Below are 18,341 nucleotides of genomic sequence, written 5' to 3' on the forward strand. Positions count from 1 at the left end.
TTTTGGGATGTCTCTCGTTAAACCTGTTATTTGACGAAGTTTGCTACAATGGATGCAATTTCGGCGCGAGTAATCTTCTCTTTTGGCCTGATAGAACCATCCTCATAACCTTTAATGATACCCGCTTCCGCTAATGCTGCTAAAGCTTCTTTGGCCCAGCTGGACACGCCTGACTCATCTGCAAACGATGGTTTGGCCGCTCCTGAAGCAACGATTAATTGATCTTTAACCGCTCTATACAAAATAACGAATGCTTCCTCTCTCGTCATTTCCTGATTCGGCTTGAAACTGCCATCATCAAAGCCAGTTATAATTCCAGCAGCATGTAAACCGTTCACATATTTATTATACCAAGCAGTAGGCGTAATATCTCCGAAGCCAGATTCACTGCTTTCTGCTTTGAAGCCAAGCAATCTGTAAATAACAGCTGAAAATTCCGCTCTGCTCATTTCCTGATTAGGTTTAAAGCTGCCATCTGGAAAACCGCCCAATATGTTTTTGTCCGACAGCTTGTTAATGGATGCTGCTGCCCAGTGCCCTGCTGTATCCTTGAAATGCGGCTGCGGCTCCGGGCTTGGCGTTGGATCTGGACTTGGACTTGGTGTTGGGTTTGTTCCAGGGTTCGGCGTCGGACTCGGTGTTGGATCTGGACTCGGGCTCGGCGATGGGTCCGGCTGTTTTAACACGGTGAACGTGAACGTTCTTGTTACAGTCGACTTTCCATCCGTTAAAGCAGCGGTCAGCGTTACCCCTTCATCTCTCTTATCAGAAGCAGGCCGCGTAACCGCACCGCTATTGCTAATAAACGACTCATTATCTGATTGCCATGTAATGGACGCTCCGTGCAATCCAGTCGTTGGCAGCTCAAGATTCGTTAACACTTCATCCTTGCTGCCATTCTCGCCAAGGAAGCTCAGAGCGTCTAATTGATCCGCCGCATGCTGAAGCAGCAGCGCCTCCATGCTTGCCAGCTTTTGATCGGCCGCCGTCTTGAGCTCGCTCACTTCAGAGGCAAGCAGCGCGCCGTCATAGATTTGGAAATCTGCGATCATACCGCCAAAATAAGCGTCCCCAGCATAAAAGGATTTTCCGATAAAACCGCTAATACCGTCTTTTTTGTTAATTTGGTCAAGAGTAAAGCCTCCTGCAGTGCCGGACGAGGCTAACTGGCCGTCTACATACAGCGTCAGCTTGTTGTCTACACCGGACATAACTGCCGTTACGAGCTTCCATTCATCTGATTGAAGCAGCGGCGCTTTCGTCGTCACTTCATTGCGCCAACCATTCGTTGCGATGCCGAATCGCGCCGTGCTGTCCGCATTATATTTTGGCGTCATATACAAATAATGTGTATCGTCCTGTCCGAGCGCAAACAGCCATTCTGCACTGTTCTTACCTTTCCAGTTCACAAGAGCCGATACCGTAACATCCGTCAGCCCATCCAAAATACCCTGCGGCATTTCAATATAAGAACTTGTATTGCCGCCAGCAAAGCTGATTGCTCCTGCTGCATCCGTCTTAATCCACTCCGCGTTCTCAGGATTAACCCATTCGCCGTTGTATTTGCCAGTCTGGTCAATGACCGAAGTGCCTTCCAGCTTGCTCATGTCATAATGGACGATCAGCTCTGACTCAGAGGACGTCGGAGGTTCAACAACATCGCCCTTGCTATCCGTTATCATGATCCAGCTGATTTGCGGATCGGAGCTTGAAGCACCTGCGTTCGCAGCTCTATGCACCGTCAGCTCGAGCTTTCCGTCTTCAACGGATATATTGCCATAGCTAAGCACATCGCTTGCGTCCGAGAAAACATACCCGCTTGTTTTTACTGAACCGTTCAACAAAATATCGGCTATCCGCTTCCCGTTTGAATATTGGGACCATGGGTCGTATAAACCTACATAGACATCATAGCTCCCATTATCCATGTCGAAGCGATACGACAGATCATCGCCGGCGTTGCTTTTCAAATAACGCAATCCATTAAAAATATTGCCGCTGCTCGTACCGGACGTCAGCGTATTATCTCCGATATAACCCCAGCTTTGATTGTTCGCCGGATCGTATTTCTGATCAATAACGTTTCCGTTAAGCAAATGATCCTCACCGATCAACGTAGCGATGTCTTTATAATCTGACGTTTCCGCGCCTCCTGCATGGACAAAATAAGTGCTGCCCTCTGGAATCACATATATTTGATGTTCGATCTTCTTATTGGATAACTGAGTCAGTATGCCGCTGACACGCACTGTTCCTGGAATCTTAAATGCCGCTTCACTTATGTTCCAGCTAATCGGCGTGTCCTTCACCGTTCCATCCGATAAGGTCACTTGTACAGTAGTCGGAAGCGCTGGCATCTTGCCAATCGTTGTACTTGTAGGAAGCGCAGTATTCACCGTCACCCTCCCCATGGTGTCGAGCAAATCAAGCGACCATTCATCATGCCATTGAAGGGCGATTTCATCATTTTGACCAAATTCTATCGGCAGCCAAATGTAGCGGGAATTCGCAAGATCGTTTTGGTTCCAACGGTCTCCCATATAGATGAATTTCCCTGCAGCCGCGTCCACCGTTATAACCTGTGTACTCTGTGAGCCGAAGGTTGTTGAACTGCTTGGCGCAACATCGCGCATCGTCTTCCACGGTCCCATGATGTTGTCGGCAACCGTATATTTGCCCACGTTCGGAGCCCAGCCCGTCGCACCGGATGTAATCATGTAGTATTTTCCTTGATACTTGAAAAGTGCCGGTGCTTCGCGCTGAGCAAGCGGGAACACGCGCACATAATCCTCGCCATGTACCGCTTTGTATTCCGTATCTCGCTCCTCGTTGCCATCCTTATGCCAGCCAACGACATCCGTATAGGAATCATTGAGCCTCGATATATATATCGTTAAATTTTCTTCGCTTGAATAAACCAAATAGGCAGTACCATCATCATCTTTGAATAACGTCATATCCCGTGCCATGCCTGGCTGATTCGGCTGTCCGTTATCGGTTGCTCCCTTAGGTGCTTGATCCATGCGATGACTTTCCTGATAGACAAAAGGTCCGAGCGGAGAATCACTAAGCGCATAGCCGGCTTCTGCCTTCGCATAGTTGGCTGTCGATGTAGCGCTTGGGCCATCGGTGTGCATCCACATGACATATTTTTTTGTATGATCGTTATAAATAACTTTTGGACGTTCAATGATGCGGTCCGTTCCAATATCGTTCAAAATATCAGCTTGGTCCGTTCGGCCAGCATATAACTCTGAAATGAGCGGATCATTTACAAAATCATCGGCGGAACCGATCGCTGTAAGCGCAAGCCCGTGATCCTCCCAATTGTATAGATCCTTTGAGGCATATACCCTTACTCCTCTGGCCGGCAAATAACCATACGTTTTATCCTCGCCATACCAGTAATAGGTTTTTGTATTCTCATCAAACATCATGCCCGCGCCATGCGCTTGAATGAGCGCCCCGTTCGTATCTCTCCAGACAGCACCGGGTTTAAAAGAATCGTACACCTCTTTAACCGCGAGCTCCGATATCACTTTGTTCAAAGCGGCGATAGCCGCGATGATCTGCTCTTGAATAACAAGATCCGTAATATCTGCACCGCTGTCTACAAGGGATTGCAGAACTGAATCACTCTCTTGAATGACCTCGTTCAGTGCTGCGAGACTGTATGGCGTATATTCTGTGTTTGCCGCTTCAGCTCTAGCAGCTGTAATCTTATTCTCTAAATCTGCTAGCGGAACCGTGATATTGTGTCTAATGATAAGATAATTAATAAGCGGATCGTTATAATTAGAAAGCGCAGCTGTTGCCGGCCCTTGTATCCTTACGTTTAACAACCCATCGGTCACACTAACTTTACGATAGGTAACCGACTTCTCAGCCCCCTCACCGCCAATAGCAAAATCACCGCCGGAAACGTTGTCCCCTTCTAGCAGCAGATTCACGCTTCTTCCGCTCCATGGGTTATTAAATCCAAATGTCACGTCGTATTCACCTGCTGGCAGCTCAAAATCGTAGGCTAACGCCTTATCTCTAACCTGCGTACCGTTATAATATCTTAACGATCCCGACTTCGTCGTTGCATCCCGAACATTTGTGGCGCTAGTTGTCGTCACCAAGCCCCATGATTTAGATGTGATGGGATCAACCCCGTATACCTGCTCCGTAACCGAGCTATACAAGCCCAGCTTGTCGTTTCCTTCAACCGTCGTCGGAGTTGAATCACCTGCATTAACGAAATATAAAATGTAGTCGTTATCCTTCAGCTCCTGCTCTGTAAAATCGTCAGTGACAGAAGATGCTTCTTCCAGCCCTTCACTTGCTGCATTCACAGGGGCAAGCGAGGTTAGAAAACTTGCTAGTAGAGAGAAGCATAGCGCCAAAGACAGCCATTTCTTTCTTTGCAACAATCGAATTCCTCCTTTAATTTGAGTATCCGCTCTTTATGTATGCGCTTGCAGATCGTGTTGATTAGAACGTCTCCATGAATGTTAGCCTAGCTGTACGGTCTCTTCAACTGAACAATATGAACAGCAGTGAACTTCCATTAGACCGCCTATTCCATGCAGGAATCAAGCAGTTATGTTCACTCAGGTTTGTTTATTTCACCTGTCTCAATCAAAATGTACAAGTGTAAAACAGAAAAAAGGCTGCCTTGCGGCAAGCCCCTTCCTTCCGTATTCCATTACAAAATCATGACCCCTGCTTGGTTGCAGAGGTCATCTTCTGCTCACCATTATGTTCCATCATTGACGACAAGTCCAAAAATTGTCGCCATTGTTATCGCCTGCGCAGGCGAAATGATACAGCGCCGCAAATCCTCAAGCGCAACGCCTAAGCTGTTAAATTCGCAGCTGCTAATATCGATACCGCCAAGCTTGGTCTGTGACAGCTGCGCTTGATCGATATTTACTTCATGCAGAAAGAAATTAGCTAATGTCATATTCGACATGTCCGCTTTGGCTAACGAGCTTTTCTCGAATTTAACGCCTTTTGCATTCGTGAAGCGCAGGACAGCGTAATCCGCAACACATTGATCAAACCATACGTTTCGCAGCATTGATCCTGTTATATCCATGCCAAGCAGCTTGCAATTAAGAAAGGAGACCCTGTGAAAAACCGCTTCGCTCAGGTCGATATTTGATAAATCACAGTTTTCAAAACGAACATCGGTAAATTCCGCTTTTCTCAGGCTCGTCGCTCGGAACGACACATTGTTAAACACCACTCGATCAAAGCAAGGTTTATAAGCCGATTGATTATGTACGCCGCAATCTTGAATGATACTGTCGCTAATCTCAATCTCATCCGCCCATTCGTAATCGGGAACATCTAAGGATTGCAATTCGCTAGGTATTTTGGGAGCTTCAATTTTCTCTTTTTTACTAGACATAAGTATGATAACCTGCCTTTATTATAAAATAGATTCCATCCGTTTCTTTATATTATACACCTACAAATCACGATAGGACGATTTCGTTTCAATATAGACAAATCTAAGTGATGAGGATTAATTGCCATGAAAAGACGGGTAATGAGGTGTATTGTTTGGCATCGCTAATGACTTCTTCTGCTCCCCCATCTATAATGTGAATAAATATGTGTTTAAAGTATGCAATAAAAGGGGAAGTTCCCTTTTAAGACGGAATAGAGGTGTGTTATGAAATATGAAATGTCGCTGGAGCAGCGCGATAACATAATGGGAACACTGTCGGAGGAGCAACGACATTTTTTGCACCATGAGCTAGTTAGAGGCAGAAGAACCTTGTTTGCACGACAGCTCGCCCGAAAAAAATGCCAGTTCATTCCTGAGGATGCACAGTTCGAGGATATTGAATCGTTCATTGAAGAATGGGACTATATAGGATTTACCGATAGCGGCGAAGTGTCTCCTCACACTAAATGTGAATGCGGCCGTTCCTTGCGGTACCAGCATCAGGTGCTTCATCTCCCTACAAATACGATCCGCTACTTTGGTATCGAGCATTTACAATTGCACACTGGAATCGATGCGAAAGCCATATCCGATATTATGAAAGGATTCGATATTCTCGATGGCGAGATGAACGAGATGTTATGCAAATATAGAGATGGCTGGCAGCTCGATCAGCATCTTTTTTTGCCATTGCCAGCTGATCTTGAAGTACCTACCGACATTCAGGCACACCTAGATGCCAAGCTTCCGCTTCTGGAGAGACAGCTGTCACGTATCCGCAGAAGATTGCATGAACTCGACCTAGCAAGCAGGAAGAAGCGAATAGCAGCAGCTTTAACATTCTATGATCATTCCTCATCGGAAGAGGATGAACAGCCAATACCTGACACCGCGAACATTCCAAGCGACTTCGGTTATGGCAATGACATTATCGAGAATAGCAGCGAGCCTGCTGACATTCCCGGAAATAAAAAGGCAAAGCAAGGCTCCTTTAACTTTGGAGAAAACGATGTTACGCAGGGTGTTCTCAGCTTTGAGAATACCGATGACGGTCAAGGTGCGTTTGTGTTCGATGAAATCGAACACAGTCAAGGCGCATTCGTCTTCGATGAGATAGAGGAGAGCCAAGGCGCGTTTGTGTTTGATGAGCCTTCGGTTAATCAAGATGCTTTCGCGTTTGAGGAAGCAGGCAAGAAATTAGGCGCCGCCGCGATTAGAGAAGCCGAGCTAAGCAGCTCGAACGCCAAGAAATCAAGTCCCTTTTATTTGTCACAGCCAGCTCAGCGCGTCGTGGATGATGCTCTCAAATATGGACGCATCAGTACTTTAGCTATCTCTAACTTCTTAATAGAACAGAAGCTCGTAAATGATACGAGGATGTCTACCGGCAAGCCTGGCATCTATATTGCTGTGGCGGCTTATTTGGACAAGCTTTCAGCAACAGGCCTTTGCGAGCTTGTGCTGGGCAACTCGGATGATCGTGTCTATACGAACACGAAGGCTCCACAATAACGTTTTTGGATGAGCGTAAACCAAGCTTTTATATCACATCGAATTTCAATTTTGAAACGACTCTATAGTCCCCGTTTTTTTTGTGAGAGCTTGACCATTGCAAGCATAGCTGCTTCATGGTTAAGCCTCTCATAATGGTAAAAACTCCGCGTAATCACTCATTTCTCTCTCGAATTAATCAAACATTTTCTCATGAATTATTAACGTTATTTTTTACCATAATAATTAAAACTGCAACATTAACTAATTACTTTCCGTTTTTAAACTTGATAAAATAAATAACACCGAGGAGATTGATTACGATGAAAAAAAGTTATTTCGCATTTATACTTGTCATTGTGTTAGGTTTGGTGCTGACTGCATGCTCTGGTTCGAACTCAAATTCAGGAACTAATTCCAATACATCTGGCAACAAAGAAGAATCATTCGTAACGACAAAAAAGACTAAAGAAATGGTTGACGGCATGTTGGCCAAAATCCAGCAACCAGCATTAGGTGAAATGACTGGCGATATGGTCAAACAAATGTATTACTTTGATCCAGCTATTTTGGAAGAATATACAATTATGTCACCTATGATAAATATTAAAACAAATGAAATAGCGGTATTCAAAGTGAAGGATGCTAAAGACCTTGCAGCTGTAGAAGACGGCATCGAGAAGCGTGCTGCGGATGTTCAAAAATCGTTTGAAACTTATTTGCCGGATCAATATGAGAACGCAAAAAACTATAAGCTTGTAACGAAGGGCAATTACGCCTTTTTCGTAATCTCTGAAGATGCGGATAAATTTGTGACTGAATTCGATTCCTTCTTCGCCAAAAAATAAGAAGTATGGTATTCAGCAGTCTACTTTTTCTATTTCTATTTCTTCCTGCTGTATTGCTGTTGTATTTCGTGTCTCCGTGGCGAATTAAAAACTTAGTTTTATTCGCCACAAGCCTCGTATTTTATGCATGGGGCGAGCCCGTGTACATTGCAATCATGCTGCTCTCGACGGTTACTGACTACTGCTTCGGACTCGTTCTTAGCAATCCGAAGCGGAGCAGCCTGCAGCGGAAATGGATTGTCGTCGCCTCTATCATCGTAAACTTAACCTTGCTTGGTTATTTTAAATACGCTGATTTTCTCATTAACAATGTGAATGCACTATTAGGTACACAAATACCGCTGACTGACTTGGCCTTGCCAATCGGCATCTCCTTTTATACTTTTCAATCGATGTCCTACATTATTGATGTTTATAGAGGCACAGCAAAGGCACAACGCAACTGGATTGACTTCGGAACGTTTGTCGCTTTGTTCCCTCAGCTTGTCGCAGGACCCATCGTTCAATATTCCACGATTGCCGAGCAATTGCGCCATCGCACAGTGAACACTCCGCTATTCGCCGAAGGCGTTAGACGGTTTATTATTGGATTGGCCAAAAAAGTGCTGCTTGCAAACAATATTGGACTGCTATGGAATACGATATCAAGCACAGGAGCAGATACGATGCCTGCACTGACTGCTTGGCTCGGTATTATCGCCTTTGCCTTCCAAATTTATTTTGATTTCAGCGGTTATTCCGATATGGCTATTGGGCTTGGCATGATGTTTGGCTTCCGGTTTAACGAAAACTTCAATCGTCCTTATACGGCTCAAAGCATTACTGATTTTTGGCGACGCTGGCATATATCACTCAGCACCTGGTTCCGGGACTATGTGTACATACCGCTTGGAGGTAACCGCAAAGGCCCTTGGATACAGCTTCGTAACATTATGATCGTATGGCTGCTGACCGGCATTTGGCATGGAGCAAGCTGGAACTTTTTGCTTTGGGGCTTATACTTCGGAGTTGTACTTGTGTTCGAGAAATGGTTCGGTCTAAAGCTCTTGCAGCGAATGCCTGCTTGGGTTAGGCATCTGTACGCGCTGCTGCTCATTTTGATCGGCTGGGTATTCTTTGCCTTTGACGATCTATCTAATATGGGTACTTACTTTGCTGCTATGTTTGGTGCCAATGATCAGCCATTATGGAATAATGAAACCTTATATTTGTTATATACAAATGCTATTTTAATCGTATTATTAGTGCTTGCATCCTTGCCCAAGCGAACGCTCAAGGAAGGCCGAAGTGCTCGTCCGGTTCTACAGCTGGGCTGGCATGCTTTGCTTTTCTTTATGTCCGTGGCTTACTTAGTTGATGCGACGTTTAACCCATTTCTATATTTCCGTTTCTAATGGAAAAGGAGGCTGACGGTTTTGAGCAAGAAGACGGACCACGTTTTTGTGTGGGGCTTCGTCAGTATCCTATTTGCTATGTCGTTATTATTTTTTATACTGCCCGTACAAGCATTCTCAGACGTTGAGAATCGCACGCTCCAGAAATCACCTGAGCTGAATTGGGATAATCTTTGGTCAAAGAAGTTTGCCGATGATACGGAAAACTACGTAACCGATCATTTCCCTTTCCGGACTCACTGGGTATGGACGAAGTCTGTGCTCGAGCAGCTTCGCCTGCAGCAGGAAAATAACGGCATATACAAAGGCTCTGACGGTTATTTGTTCGAGAAGTTTGATAAACCGAACGATAAAGAATTAGAAGAATATACGGCAGCGGTGAAAAAGTTTGCACAAAACCACCCTAATGCTAACATCACCTTTATGCTAGCCCCAACCTCCATTGGCCTATATCCAGAACGGCTGCCGTGGCTGGCTGATGCTTATCCGCAAACGAAGGTAAATAGTTTTATCGCTAATCAGGTAAAGGAGAGTCTGTCATTTATCGACGGATTCGATTTTCTGAAGCCTGAATCCGGCAGCACCAAACCGCTTTATTACAAAACTGATCACCACTGGACGACCTATGGCGCATATCTTGCCTATGTCGCTTACGCAGAGAAGATGGGCTGGACACCTGCTGCCGAGAAAGATTTCGACATCGAGACCGTTACCCATTCCTTTTTAGGCAGCTATCACACACGTGGTCAGTTCAGCGGTTTAACACCTGACTCCATTGAGGCCTACAAAGCTAACAACGGAATTACAACAGACATGTATGTCGCTGATACAGACGAAACCTTTACCACCATGTATGATTCAAGCTATTTGGCAAAAAAGGATAAGTACTCGTATTTCCTTGGCGGCGTGCACGCATTGATGACGCTTCATAGCGAGCTTCCTCCGAAGCAAGTCGATAAGAAGAAGCTGCTTGTTATTAAAGATTCGTACGCGCACAGCTTCCTCCCTTTTCTGACGCAGCATGTAGAGGATATCCATGTGATCGACATTCGCTACTATAACGGTAACATTAGTGACTATATGGAAGCCAATAAGATTGATGATGTGCTCTTACTCTTCAATACGACGACCTTTATTGCGGAACGCAATTTATTGAAGCTGAAGTATTAAGGGTGAGCTGGAATTGATGCGTAACAGAAAGGAGCAGCCTCTGGGGGGCTGCTCCTATTTTATTTGGCGCTTTTCTAGCTTACTACCTCCCAGAAATAGGATGAGAAAAAAGGAAAATGACTGAAACTAACCGAATATAAATGCTAAGTCACCTACATTGGAGGTTTAAATTGTGAAAATTAATGCGAATTTTAATTTTTCCTGCCTGAAGCCAAGAGTACTCCTTCCTAATTAAATATAATTTAGGGAGGGTATATACGTGAGTAAACAAAAAAGATTAATTATTATTGAAGGTATTCCTGGCTCCGGAAAAACGACAACAGCTAAATCCATTTTAGATACGTTAACTTCAAGGCAAGTAGCAGCAAGATGTTTTTTAGAAGAGGAAACACTTCATCCCCTTCTCTTACAAGGAATGGATTTCAGTTCTTTCGCAAATGAAGAAGAAGCGGATCAGTTCATAGAACTTCTTACCGCTCGTTATCGCGATTTTGTTCAAGCTCAACTGAACAGTGACCATGAAGTCATTATTATTGAAAGTGTGTTTTTTCAAGATGCCATTAGTGTCGCTCACCTGATGGGTATGGATAAACGCAAACTTCTCGACTTTTCTTCTTCACTACAGAAGATACTGACACCACTGACACCAAGCCTTATTTACTATTATCAATTGGACGTTGAGAAACAATGGCGATTTATTTGCAGCGTAAGAGGAAATGAATGGGGACCCGTCTCCCTGCACACGGATGAGGATTTCCAACAGGCTGCGGAGGTCTGGGCAAAAAGTCAGGCATTTGTTCGTGCAATTGTTGATCATTGGGCCATTCCAAAATTGATCATTGAGAATAGTGATTATCTATGGGGTGAATACAAACTCCAGATCAGTGAATTCCTTGATTCGCTGATTCCAGTTAATTAAGTAGACCCATCTAAACCTAAAAGCCGATGTTCTCTAGAGAACATCGGCTTTGACATTCGATAATATAACGGCAATGGTCATGGAATCAATGTGCTGCCGTTCACTATTGAATCTATTCTGGTGGAATTTCTGAAGGAACCCATAGTTTAGTAACATCTATCCCTTTTTCATCTCTACTCTTTAAGTCTCTCATAAATTCAAGAAAACCATATACCGGTTTCCATCCGAGTGTGTTTTCTGCCTCTGACAGATCATGCTGCTCGACCTGCTTAGGCAGAGAAATCTCATACTTCTTCAACAAGCGGCTTGCACCCGGTACATGTGTCTCACACCATTCAGCACCAAGCTCACTGAAGTTTTGAACAACATCTAGCGGCATATTATGATTGGTATGTACTATCGTGCGAAATAGCCCTATCTTTCTTTCTAAAGCTGCTTTGACAGCAGCAACTGTAGCTGTCGCTACATCCCGTCTATCTACTCCATTGCGAAGCAGTCGTTCCCCAAACTCTAAGTATGGCCGAGGAATAAATTCATGATAGCGCAGCATCGCGATCGAAGCGCCTGTCATTTCATAATAAGCCCTGCAGAGATCCTCCCCGATTACTTTACTAACACCATAAACCGATCCCCATCCGAATGCCATTGAAGACGCATAGACAATGGCATTAATACCAGCTTGCTTGCATGCTTCTAAAAGATAAAAAGTACCATCTACATTAACGGAAAAAATGGTTTCATCACTAACCGGCGGAGTGTGTGCGCAATGCCATGCTGCTAGGTGAACAACGGCATCCATACCAGCTACCGCTCGCTGTACGTCGCCTGGTGTCCTGATATCACATCTAACGAACTCAAGTTGTTTCAATTCATCAGACTGAGGAGGCATAACGTCTGCCATCCGAACGGTATAACCAGCTTGAGTCAATGCTTTGCATACGGCCTGACCTCCATTGCCCGCAGCTCCTGTCACAACAATTTTCATTTTCATCACTCCGTCAATTTAATAGTAATGTAGAATGACACCGCATAGTTATATAACGATATGATAACGCTTCCAACAATACCGGAACAATTAGTCTATTACTATGCCTGATCCTTAACAGGTTTAATAATAGTACATCTAAATAGAAATATGAAGTACGCACTTTCTTTTTAGTTAGTAACCTGGAGGTAACCTATAAACTTACATGTTACAAAGTCGGTACGAAAACAAGAGGAGATGTTCATCCCCCCTTCTCCAAATCTTATACTCGTCTCATTACAGATGGACCTCAAATTCATTAACATAAATAGCATTACCAATAATCTCAATATCAAGCTGATCATCGTTCCTTGTTACAAATACTCCAATTCTGCCATTGCGACCGATCTCTTGACCCTGTTCAACAACAAGATTAAATGATTCTTCGGAGTTTTTGTCTATGTACTTTGCATAGTATGCACCCATTACACCGGAAGCCGTACCTGTCGCAGGATCTTCAATCGTTCCTGAAAAGGGCGATGAAAAATGACGAGCATGCATTTGTGCATTCACATCGTATGTTTCTAAACAAAACGGATGGATTGACGCCCTAGGCATTTCTTTCAATATATCCGGAAACAGCGAATTATTTGGCTTCATTTTTTTGAAAGCACTAAGATTTTTTATAGGAATTAATAAGGTCCATGCGCCGGTACTTCCATACAATGTAGGGAGCTCCGTCTCGATATCCCCCTCTTCAATTCCCATGGAATGAGCCAAATCTGCAAAAGAACCATGGAATGGCTGAAATTGAGGAGCGGCTTGCCGCATCGTGATTCGAGGCTCATCATTTATATCGGAATGGATTCTTATCGGCAAAATGCCAGCTTTTGTTTCAATCGTGAATTCAGATGGATGATCAAGCAACCCTTTCGTTTTCAGCGCATAAATCGTTGCCATCGTTGCATGACCACAAAGATTTATTTCATGGCCTGGTGTAAAATAACGAATTCGAATATCAGCCTTATCCGATTTCAGCGGAAATGCCGTTTCATTGAAACCTACTTTTTCCGCGATTGCTAACATCTGCTCTTCTGAGAGATGATCACCATTCAATACAACTCCCGCAGGGTTCCCCATATTAGGAATGTTACTAAATGCATCGAAATGATAGACCATTATTGCTCTCACAAACATCCCTCCGCCTACTTGCGCATAAATTTTATTCCTCAAAATAACGAGCGATCTCTGTAGGCAGCTTACTTTCGATATGAGCCTGCCCAAACTCTCCGTCTTTTTCCAAGATTCCGTAGTTTAGTCCTAATGTCTGATCCATGTTAAGCAAGACCGTCAATTGACGAATCTGATCCGTTTGAAATTCATTATAAGGGCCCTGTTGGTTCATAAGGCTGATAAATGATTTTACGTCGTCGCCTTCCAAGGTTCGAAAAAGACTATTTCCTTTAAATATCCATGGTCTCTTAATGAAGAGAATCAGAATTAAACCATTTCGTTATGTTTTTCGTTTTGGTAAAACCTAAATATTTGTATGTGATGGTTACGTTTTGTATGGGCTGATTTTCATAGCGGATTCGGAGGCCGTATTGCATGGGTGTATGTTCTTTTTTCTCTAGTGCTGTATGAAACTCCTCTTGAGAAAGTGCTGGGTATATAGAAGAGGCTGATAAATCCATAAACTGAGTAGCTGGATCCGGACTCGGTAGAACTTGCACCATATGACCAGAATCATAAGAGATGCCGAGTTGAACGATATCCGATCGATCTTCTCCATTTACTTTTACATTCATAATGTCGACTTTCTGATAACCTTCATTGCTTAGTTCAACGACATACTCTTCGACCTGTCCATCCTCATTATTGATTCGTTGAAGTCCGTTATTCACTAACGGGTCCGTCATTCGATACCAGACTGTCACGGATATAGCCAATCCGATCAGAATGAACAAACCGACACTTATAACTGTTTTCTTTAGGCTCCATTTCTGATTCATATCAAGCCTCCTTCGAGGATAACCCGATGTTTTTGTCTTAATTGAAATGTCTTCGTCATTCTAAAATAAATCCAACTGCTCGATGATAGGAGGCGGCGGCTCATTCGGGCTTTCTCCGTTTGGGCGAGTCAGTCCCAGTATCTCCATCATCCTCTTCGCGTTGTCTGCCGCATCTCCTCCGGAGTTGTTGTTAAAAATGACATAAACATGCTCGCTCTGCTGCTCCAGCAGCCGCAGCTTATTCGCCCAATCTTGTAGCTCTTCCTCACTGTAGCAGTACAAATAACGAACTTCACGCCAATTCGGCGCACTGGCTTGATTCCAGCCAGACACATTGCGTCCATGAAACCTGACGATAGTCGATTGTGAATCCGTTGCCACGAGAACGATCGGAATGGAGCCTGTTGCAGCCTGCGGCTCATCACAAACACTATGCATCCACTGCTCCTGCCTCATGAAATCCAACGTCTTCTCCTTATACTCCTGTGAAAACCAGCTTTGATGGCGGAATTCGAGCGCGCAAGGAATTCCATTCATTCGTGCTTTTGTCTCCCTAAGGATTCGCACATTGCCAAGTGTACAATCGAACCATGGCGGATACTGGAACAAGGCTGCCGTCAATCGGCCTGACTCTATCACGGGCTCCAGCATTTGCCGGAATGCCGCATACATTTCATTCGTCTCCGAAGCCGGTACCGCCTGGCCTCGCTGATGTCCGGTCATACCCTGATAAGCCTTAACTACGAAGTGAAGTGATTCCGGCGTATCCGCCAGCCATTTGCTGAATCGCTCTTTAGATTGTATGGCATAAAAGGTGCTATCTACCTCTACTAACGGAAAATGTTTTGCATATTGTCGGAGCTTACTGCCCGCTTTGCTAACAGGGGCATATAGCTGATCATGATCACCCCATCCTGCAAGACCAATTGAAATCATATGATCACCTCGTGTATACATTCAATCTTTGAGCTTCATCTATCATTTAATTATTCCTATTATACTAATCTACTATTCTCCTTGTAATAAAAAAACCACGTTTCTAAAATGTGGCCAAATCATAGAAAAACAATATTGCCGCAGTTTGCTGCTGCCTGCAACTAGCAAATTTAATTTTGCAGCTGTTTTACTTATTGGTTCGTAGACGTATACTTAGTCTATAACAAATGTAAGGAGCAATGTACAATGAGCTACGAATCCTATTTTCAGAACCTGAGAGAACAACATTTGGATGAGCTGAAACAATTTTTGACGATACCGAGTATTTCAGCTTTATCCAATCATAAAAATGACATGAATGAAGCGGCAAAATGGGTTGCTGCCAAATTAGAGAAGGCTGGACTTGAGAATGTGGAGATCCATCCTACTGCAGGGCATCCAATCGTGTACGCCGAGCATATCCATGCTCCAGACAAACCGACGGTACTCATCTACGGTCATTACGATGTGCAGCCAGTAGATCCTCTTAACCTTTGGGAGACTCCACCTTTTGAGCCAACCATCCGCGATGGCAAGTTATATGCTCGTGGTGCAACAGATGATAAAGGGCAGCTCTTCTTGCATGTAAAGGCGGTTGAGGCGCTTCTAAGCCAAGAAAACGCCCTTCCAGTAAACGTGAAGTTTTGTATTGAAGGCGAGGAAGAAATTTCAAGCCCTAATCTGCCGACCTTTATGGAAACGAATGCGGACAAGCTGAAAGCAGACGTCATTGTCATATCAGATACATCGCTTCTCGAAAAAGGAAAACCTGCTATTTCTACTGGCCTGCGCGGACTGTGCTCCCTTGAAGTAACGATAGTTACCGCCAATACCGATCTGCATTCGGGTACTTTCGGCGGCGGCGTTCCTAACGCACTTCACGCATTGATCTCCTTGCTGAGCTCTTTGCATGATGACCAGGGCCGAGTTGCAATCGAAGGTTTCTATGAAGGTGTACCAGAGCTTACCTCCGTTATGCGTGAAGAGTTTTTGAAGCAAAATCATAATGAAGAAGAATTAAGAACGAATCTCGATCTTGAAGCGTTGTACGGGGAAGAAGGATATTCCTTTGTTGAGCGAACAGGCGCTAGACCCACTCTTGAACTAAACGGAGTGTATGGCGGGTTTCAAGGCGAGGGCTCGAAAACGGTCATTCCAAAAGAAGCTCATGCCAAAATCACTTGTCGTTTAGTTGGCGATCAAGACCCAGCCCAAGTATTAGAACGAATTGTAACTCATCTGGAATCGCATGTTCAATCAGGCGCAAAACTTATTATTAAACGCGGTGAAAAAGCTCGTGCCTTCGACATGGACCCATCAAATCCTATGCTCCAAAAGGCAGCCGATGCTTATGAAAAAGTGTACGGCACTCGCGCGCTCTTCACGAAGGATGGCGGATCGATTCCAATTGTCGAGACGTTCTCACGCGTATTAGGCGCTCCCGTTGTCATGATGGGCTTCGGACTTCCAGACGAAAATCTGCATGCTCCTAATGAGCATTTCAACCTTGAGAACTTTGACAAGGGGCTTCTAACGATTGTTGAATTTCTGAAACAGCTTTAAAGCCAAGCAAAAACGCCTTCAGCGTCTTTTGGACGCTGAAGTAGCTTTGACGGAATAAAGGCAGCTGAGCTACTCATTTTTTGAGATGCTCAGCTGCCTTTTTTAAAAGATCATGACTATTTATGAAGCTTCCGCAAGCGAAGCAGCGCCGTCAAAATAATCAAAAATGCCGCGAGAGCCAGCATCGGAATGGTGATGAACCCAAACCAGTTCAAATAATCACCCTGACAGGAAACAGGGCCGCACGCTGCAAGCTTAGAATCATGCGGCAGCTTTTGCAGCACGGTATGATAAAGCGAGAAGCCTCCTCCAATAACAACTAAAGGCAGAGCATACGAAACGATGCCTTCATCTCCCTTAGAGTAGGCAATTCCTAGTATTAGTGCTAATGGATACATGAATATACGCTGGAACCAGCATAAGCTGCATGGCGCAAAATGCATGACTTCACTCAAATACAAGCTGCCCGCCGTTGCCAGTACAGCAGCAGCCCAAGCGATAAATAACCAAAATGATTTTTTCTTTGCCAAATCTTCTTCCAAATTGTTCGCCTCATCTTCAGTAGATTATAATTCTATTTTCTATCTACTATTCTCCCTCGATAGGGAGGGTAAAAACATGACTCTAAAGGGCTATTGCATGTGATTTATATTTGTGGGTTGTAAGAACCCATGTGTGCTTACAGCATCATTTCGGCGTAGGCGAACGAGCGATTGTCCGCTATAAGCACGTATTTGCTCTTACAGCTTGTAAGTAACCTTAGTTTGACCGCTGTAAGAACCCATGTGTGCTTACAGCATCATTTCGGCGTGGGAGGACGTGCGATTCGGACCTGTAAGCACGTATCTGCTCTTACAGCATCAAAGTAACCTTAGATTGACCGTTGTAAGAACCCATTTGTGCTTACAGCATCATTTCGGCGTAGGCGAACGACCGATTGTCCACTATAAGCACGTATTTGCTCTTACAGCTTCAAAGTAACCTAGATTGACCGCTGTAAGAACTCATGTGTGCTTACAGCATCGTTTCGGCGTAGGCGAACGAGCGTTTGTCCGCTGTAAGGCACTTATTTGCTCTTACAGCTTCAAAGTAACCTTAGATTGACCGCTGTAAGAACCCATGTGTGCTTACAGCATCATTTCGGCGTAGGCGAATGAGCGATTATCCGCTGTAAGCACGTATTTGCTCTTACAGCTTGTAAGTAACCTTAGTTTGACCGCTGTAAGAACCCATGCGTGCTTACAGCATCATTTCGGCGTGGGAGGACGTCCGATTCGGACCTGTAAGCACGTATCTGCTCTTACAGCATCAAAGTAACCTTAGTTTGACCGCTGTAAGAACCCATGCGTGCTTACAGCATCATTTCGGCGTGGGAGGACGTCCGATTCGGACCTGTAAGCACGTATCTGCTCTTACAGCATCAAAGTAACCTTAGTTTGACCGCTGTAAGAACCCATGTGTGCTTACAGCATCATTTCGGCGTGGGAGGACGTCCGATTCGGACCTGTAAGCACGTATCTGCTCTTACAGCTTCAAAGTAACCTCTGTTTGACCGCTGTAAGAAC

The 18,341-nt window shown here is 44.4% G+C and carries 14 protein-coding genes; 6 read left to right on the top strand and 8 right to left on the bottom strand.

The window, feature by feature from the left end; translation table 11 throughout:
- Positions 1–26: 26 nt before the first annotated feature.
- Both AC787_RS12600 and AC787_RS12605 read right to left on the bottom strand, forming a co-directional pair.
- Positions 27–4,415: an S-layer homology domain-containing protein gene (locus AC787_RS12600; RefSeq protein WP_054025109.1), complete on the bottom strand. Its 4,389-nt coding sequence runs from the start codon at positions 4,413–4,415 to the stop codon at positions 27–29.
- A gap of 326 nt (positions 4,416–4,741) precedes the next feature.
- The gene (locus AC787_RS12605) at positions 4,742–5,398 is read right to left on the bottom strand and encodes a pentapeptide repeat-containing protein (protein ID WP_054025110.1); all 657 of its coding nucleotides are present in this window, start codon (positions 5,396–5,398) and stop codon (positions 4,742–4,744) included.
- A 267-nt stretch (positions 5,399–5,665) separates the two neighbouring features.
- Between AC787_RS12605 and AC787_RS12610 the strand changes: the two genes are divergently transcribed.
- The 5 genes from AC787_RS12610 to AC787_RS12630 all read left to right on the top strand — a co-directional run bounded on the left by AC787_RS12610 (position 5,666) and on the right by AC787_RS12630 (position 11,262).
- The gene (locus AC787_RS12610) at positions 5,666–6,952 is read left to right on the top strand and encodes a DUF3895 domain-containing protein (protein ID WP_054025111.1); all 1,287 of its coding nucleotides are present in this window, start codon (positions 5,666–5,668) and stop codon (positions 6,950–6,952) included.
- Between the two features lie 302 nt (positions 6,953–7,254).
- Complete coding sequence (locus AC787_RS12615) at positions 7,255–7,779, top strand: DUF4358 domain-containing protein (RefSeq protein WP_054025112.1); 525 nt, start codon at positions 7,255–7,257, stop codon at positions 7,777–7,779.
- Between the two features lie 5 nt (positions 7,780–7,784).
- Positions 7,785–9,173 carry an MBOAT family O-acyltransferase gene (locus AC787_RS12620; protein WP_054025113.1) on the top strand — a complete coding sequence of 463 codons (1,389 nt, stop codon included), beginning with the start codon at positions 7,785–7,787 and terminating at the stop codon, positions 9,171–9,173.
- 21 nt (positions 9,174–9,194) lie between these two features.
- Positions 9,195–10,343, top strand: coding sequence for a DHHW family protein (locus tag AC787_RS12625; RefSeq protein WP_054025114.1), 1,149 nt, complete (start codon positions 9,195–9,197; stop codon positions 10,341–10,343).
- Between the two features lie 259 nt (positions 10,344–10,602).
- The gene (locus AC787_RS12630; protein ID WP_054025115.1) at positions 10,603–11,262 is read left to right on the top strand and encodes a hypothetical protein; all 660 of its coding nucleotides are present in this window, start codon (positions 10,603–10,605) and stop codon (positions 11,260–11,262) included.
- 112 nt (positions 11,263–11,374) lie between these two features.
- Here the strand turns inward: AC787_RS12630 and AC787_RS12635 are convergent, their stop codons facing one another.
- The 5 genes from AC787_RS12635 to AC787_RS12655 form a co-directional block, all read right to left on the bottom strand.
- A complete protein-coding gene (locus tag AC787_RS12635) occupies positions 11,375–12,247 on the bottom strand; it encodes an NAD-dependent epimerase/dehydratase family protein (RefSeq protein ID WP_054025116.1) in 873 nt (290 codons plus the stop codon).
- Positions 12,248–12,523: 276 nt separating this feature from the next.
- On the bottom strand, positions 12,524–13,417 hold the full coding sequence (locus tag AC787_RS12640) for a PhzF family phenazine biosynthesis protein (protein ID WP_054025117.1): 894 nt from the start codon (positions 13,415–13,417) through the stop codon (positions 12,524–12,526).
- A gap of 31 nt (positions 13,418–13,448) precedes the next feature.
- Positions 13,449–13,631, bottom strand: coding sequence for a hypothetical protein (locus AC787_RS34805; RefSeq protein WP_235560963.1), 183 nt, complete (start codon positions 13,629–13,631; stop codon positions 13,449–13,451).
- A 76-nt stretch (positions 13,632–13,707) separates the two neighbouring features.
- The gene (locus AC787_RS12650) at positions 13,708–14,238 is read right to left on the bottom strand and encodes a hypothetical protein (protein ID WP_054025119.1); all 531 of its coding nucleotides are present in this window, start codon (positions 14,236–14,238) and stop codon (positions 13,708–13,710) included.
- Between the two features lie 60 nt (positions 14,239–14,298).
- Positions 14,299–15,174, bottom strand: coding sequence for a DUF72 domain-containing protein (locus AC787_RS12655; protein ID WP_054025120.1), 876 nt, complete (start codon positions 15,172–15,174; stop codon positions 14,299–14,301).
- A gap of 246 nt (positions 15,175–15,420) precedes the next feature.
- On the opposite strand from AC787_RS12655, the gene AC787_RS12660 reads away from it, so the two are divergent.
- Positions 15,421–16,776 (top strand): dipeptidase, encoded by a 1,356-nt coding sequence (locus AC787_RS12660; protein WP_054025121.1) that lies wholly within the window; start codon positions 15,421–15,423, stop codon positions 16,774–16,776.
- 116 nt (positions 16,777–16,892) lie between these two features.
- Here AC787_RS12660 and AC787_RS12665 read toward each other — a convergent pair whose 3' ends face one another.
- Positions 16,893–17,318 carry a disulfide oxidoreductase gene (locus AC787_RS12665; RefSeq protein ID WP_235560964.1) on the bottom strand — a complete coding sequence of 142 codons (426 nt, stop codon included), beginning with the start codon at positions 17,316–17,318 and terminating at the stop codon, positions 16,893–16,895.
- Between the last annotated feature and the right edge of the window lie 1,023 nt (positions 17,319–18,341).

Origin of the sequence: Bacillus sp. FJAT-28004 (assembly GCF_001280845.1) — a bacterium.
In the GTDB taxonomy this organism is placed as follows: Bacteria; Bacillota; Bacilli; order Paenibacillales; family Paenibacillaceae; genus Pristimantibacillus.

Excerpts from the sequence above, each read along its gene's own strand:
- AC787_RS12620 (WP_054025113.1), top strand. The coding sequence starts at position 7,785 with ATGGTATTCAGCAGTCTACTTTTTCTATTTCTATTTCTTCCTGCTGTA.
- AC787_RS12635 (WP_054025116.1), bottom strand. The coding sequence starts at position 12,247 with ATGAAAATTGTTGTGACAGGAGCTGCGGGCAATGGAGGTCAGGCCGTA.
- AC787_RS34805 (WP_235560963.1), bottom strand. The coding sequence starts at position 13,631 with ATGAACCAACAGGGCCCTTATAATGAATTTCAAACGGATCAGATTCGT.
- AC787_RS12655 (WP_054025120.1), bottom strand. The coding sequence starts at position 15,174 with ATGATTTCAATTGGTCTTGCAGGATGGGGTGATCATGATCAGCTATAT.
- AC787_RS12615 (WP_054025112.1), top strand. The coding sequence starts at position 7,255 with ATGAAAAAAAGTTATTTCGCATTTATACTTGTCATTGTGTTAGGTTTG.
- AC787_RS12650 (WP_054025119.1), bottom strand. The coding sequence starts at position 14,238 with ATGAATCAGAAATGGAGCCTAAAGAAAACAGTTATAAGTGTCGGTTTG.
- AC787_RS12610 (WP_054025111.1), top strand. The coding sequence starts at position 5,666 with ATGAAATATGAAATGTCGCTGGAGCAGCGCGATAACATAATGGGAACA.
- AC787_RS12605 (WP_054025110.1), bottom strand. The coding sequence starts at position 5,398 with ATGTCTAGTAAAAAAGAGAAAATTGAAGCTCCCAAAATACCTAGCGAA.
- AC787_RS12660 (WP_054025121.1), top strand. The coding sequence starts at position 15,421 with ATGAGCTACGAATCCTATTTTCAGAACCTGAGAGAACAACATTTGGAT.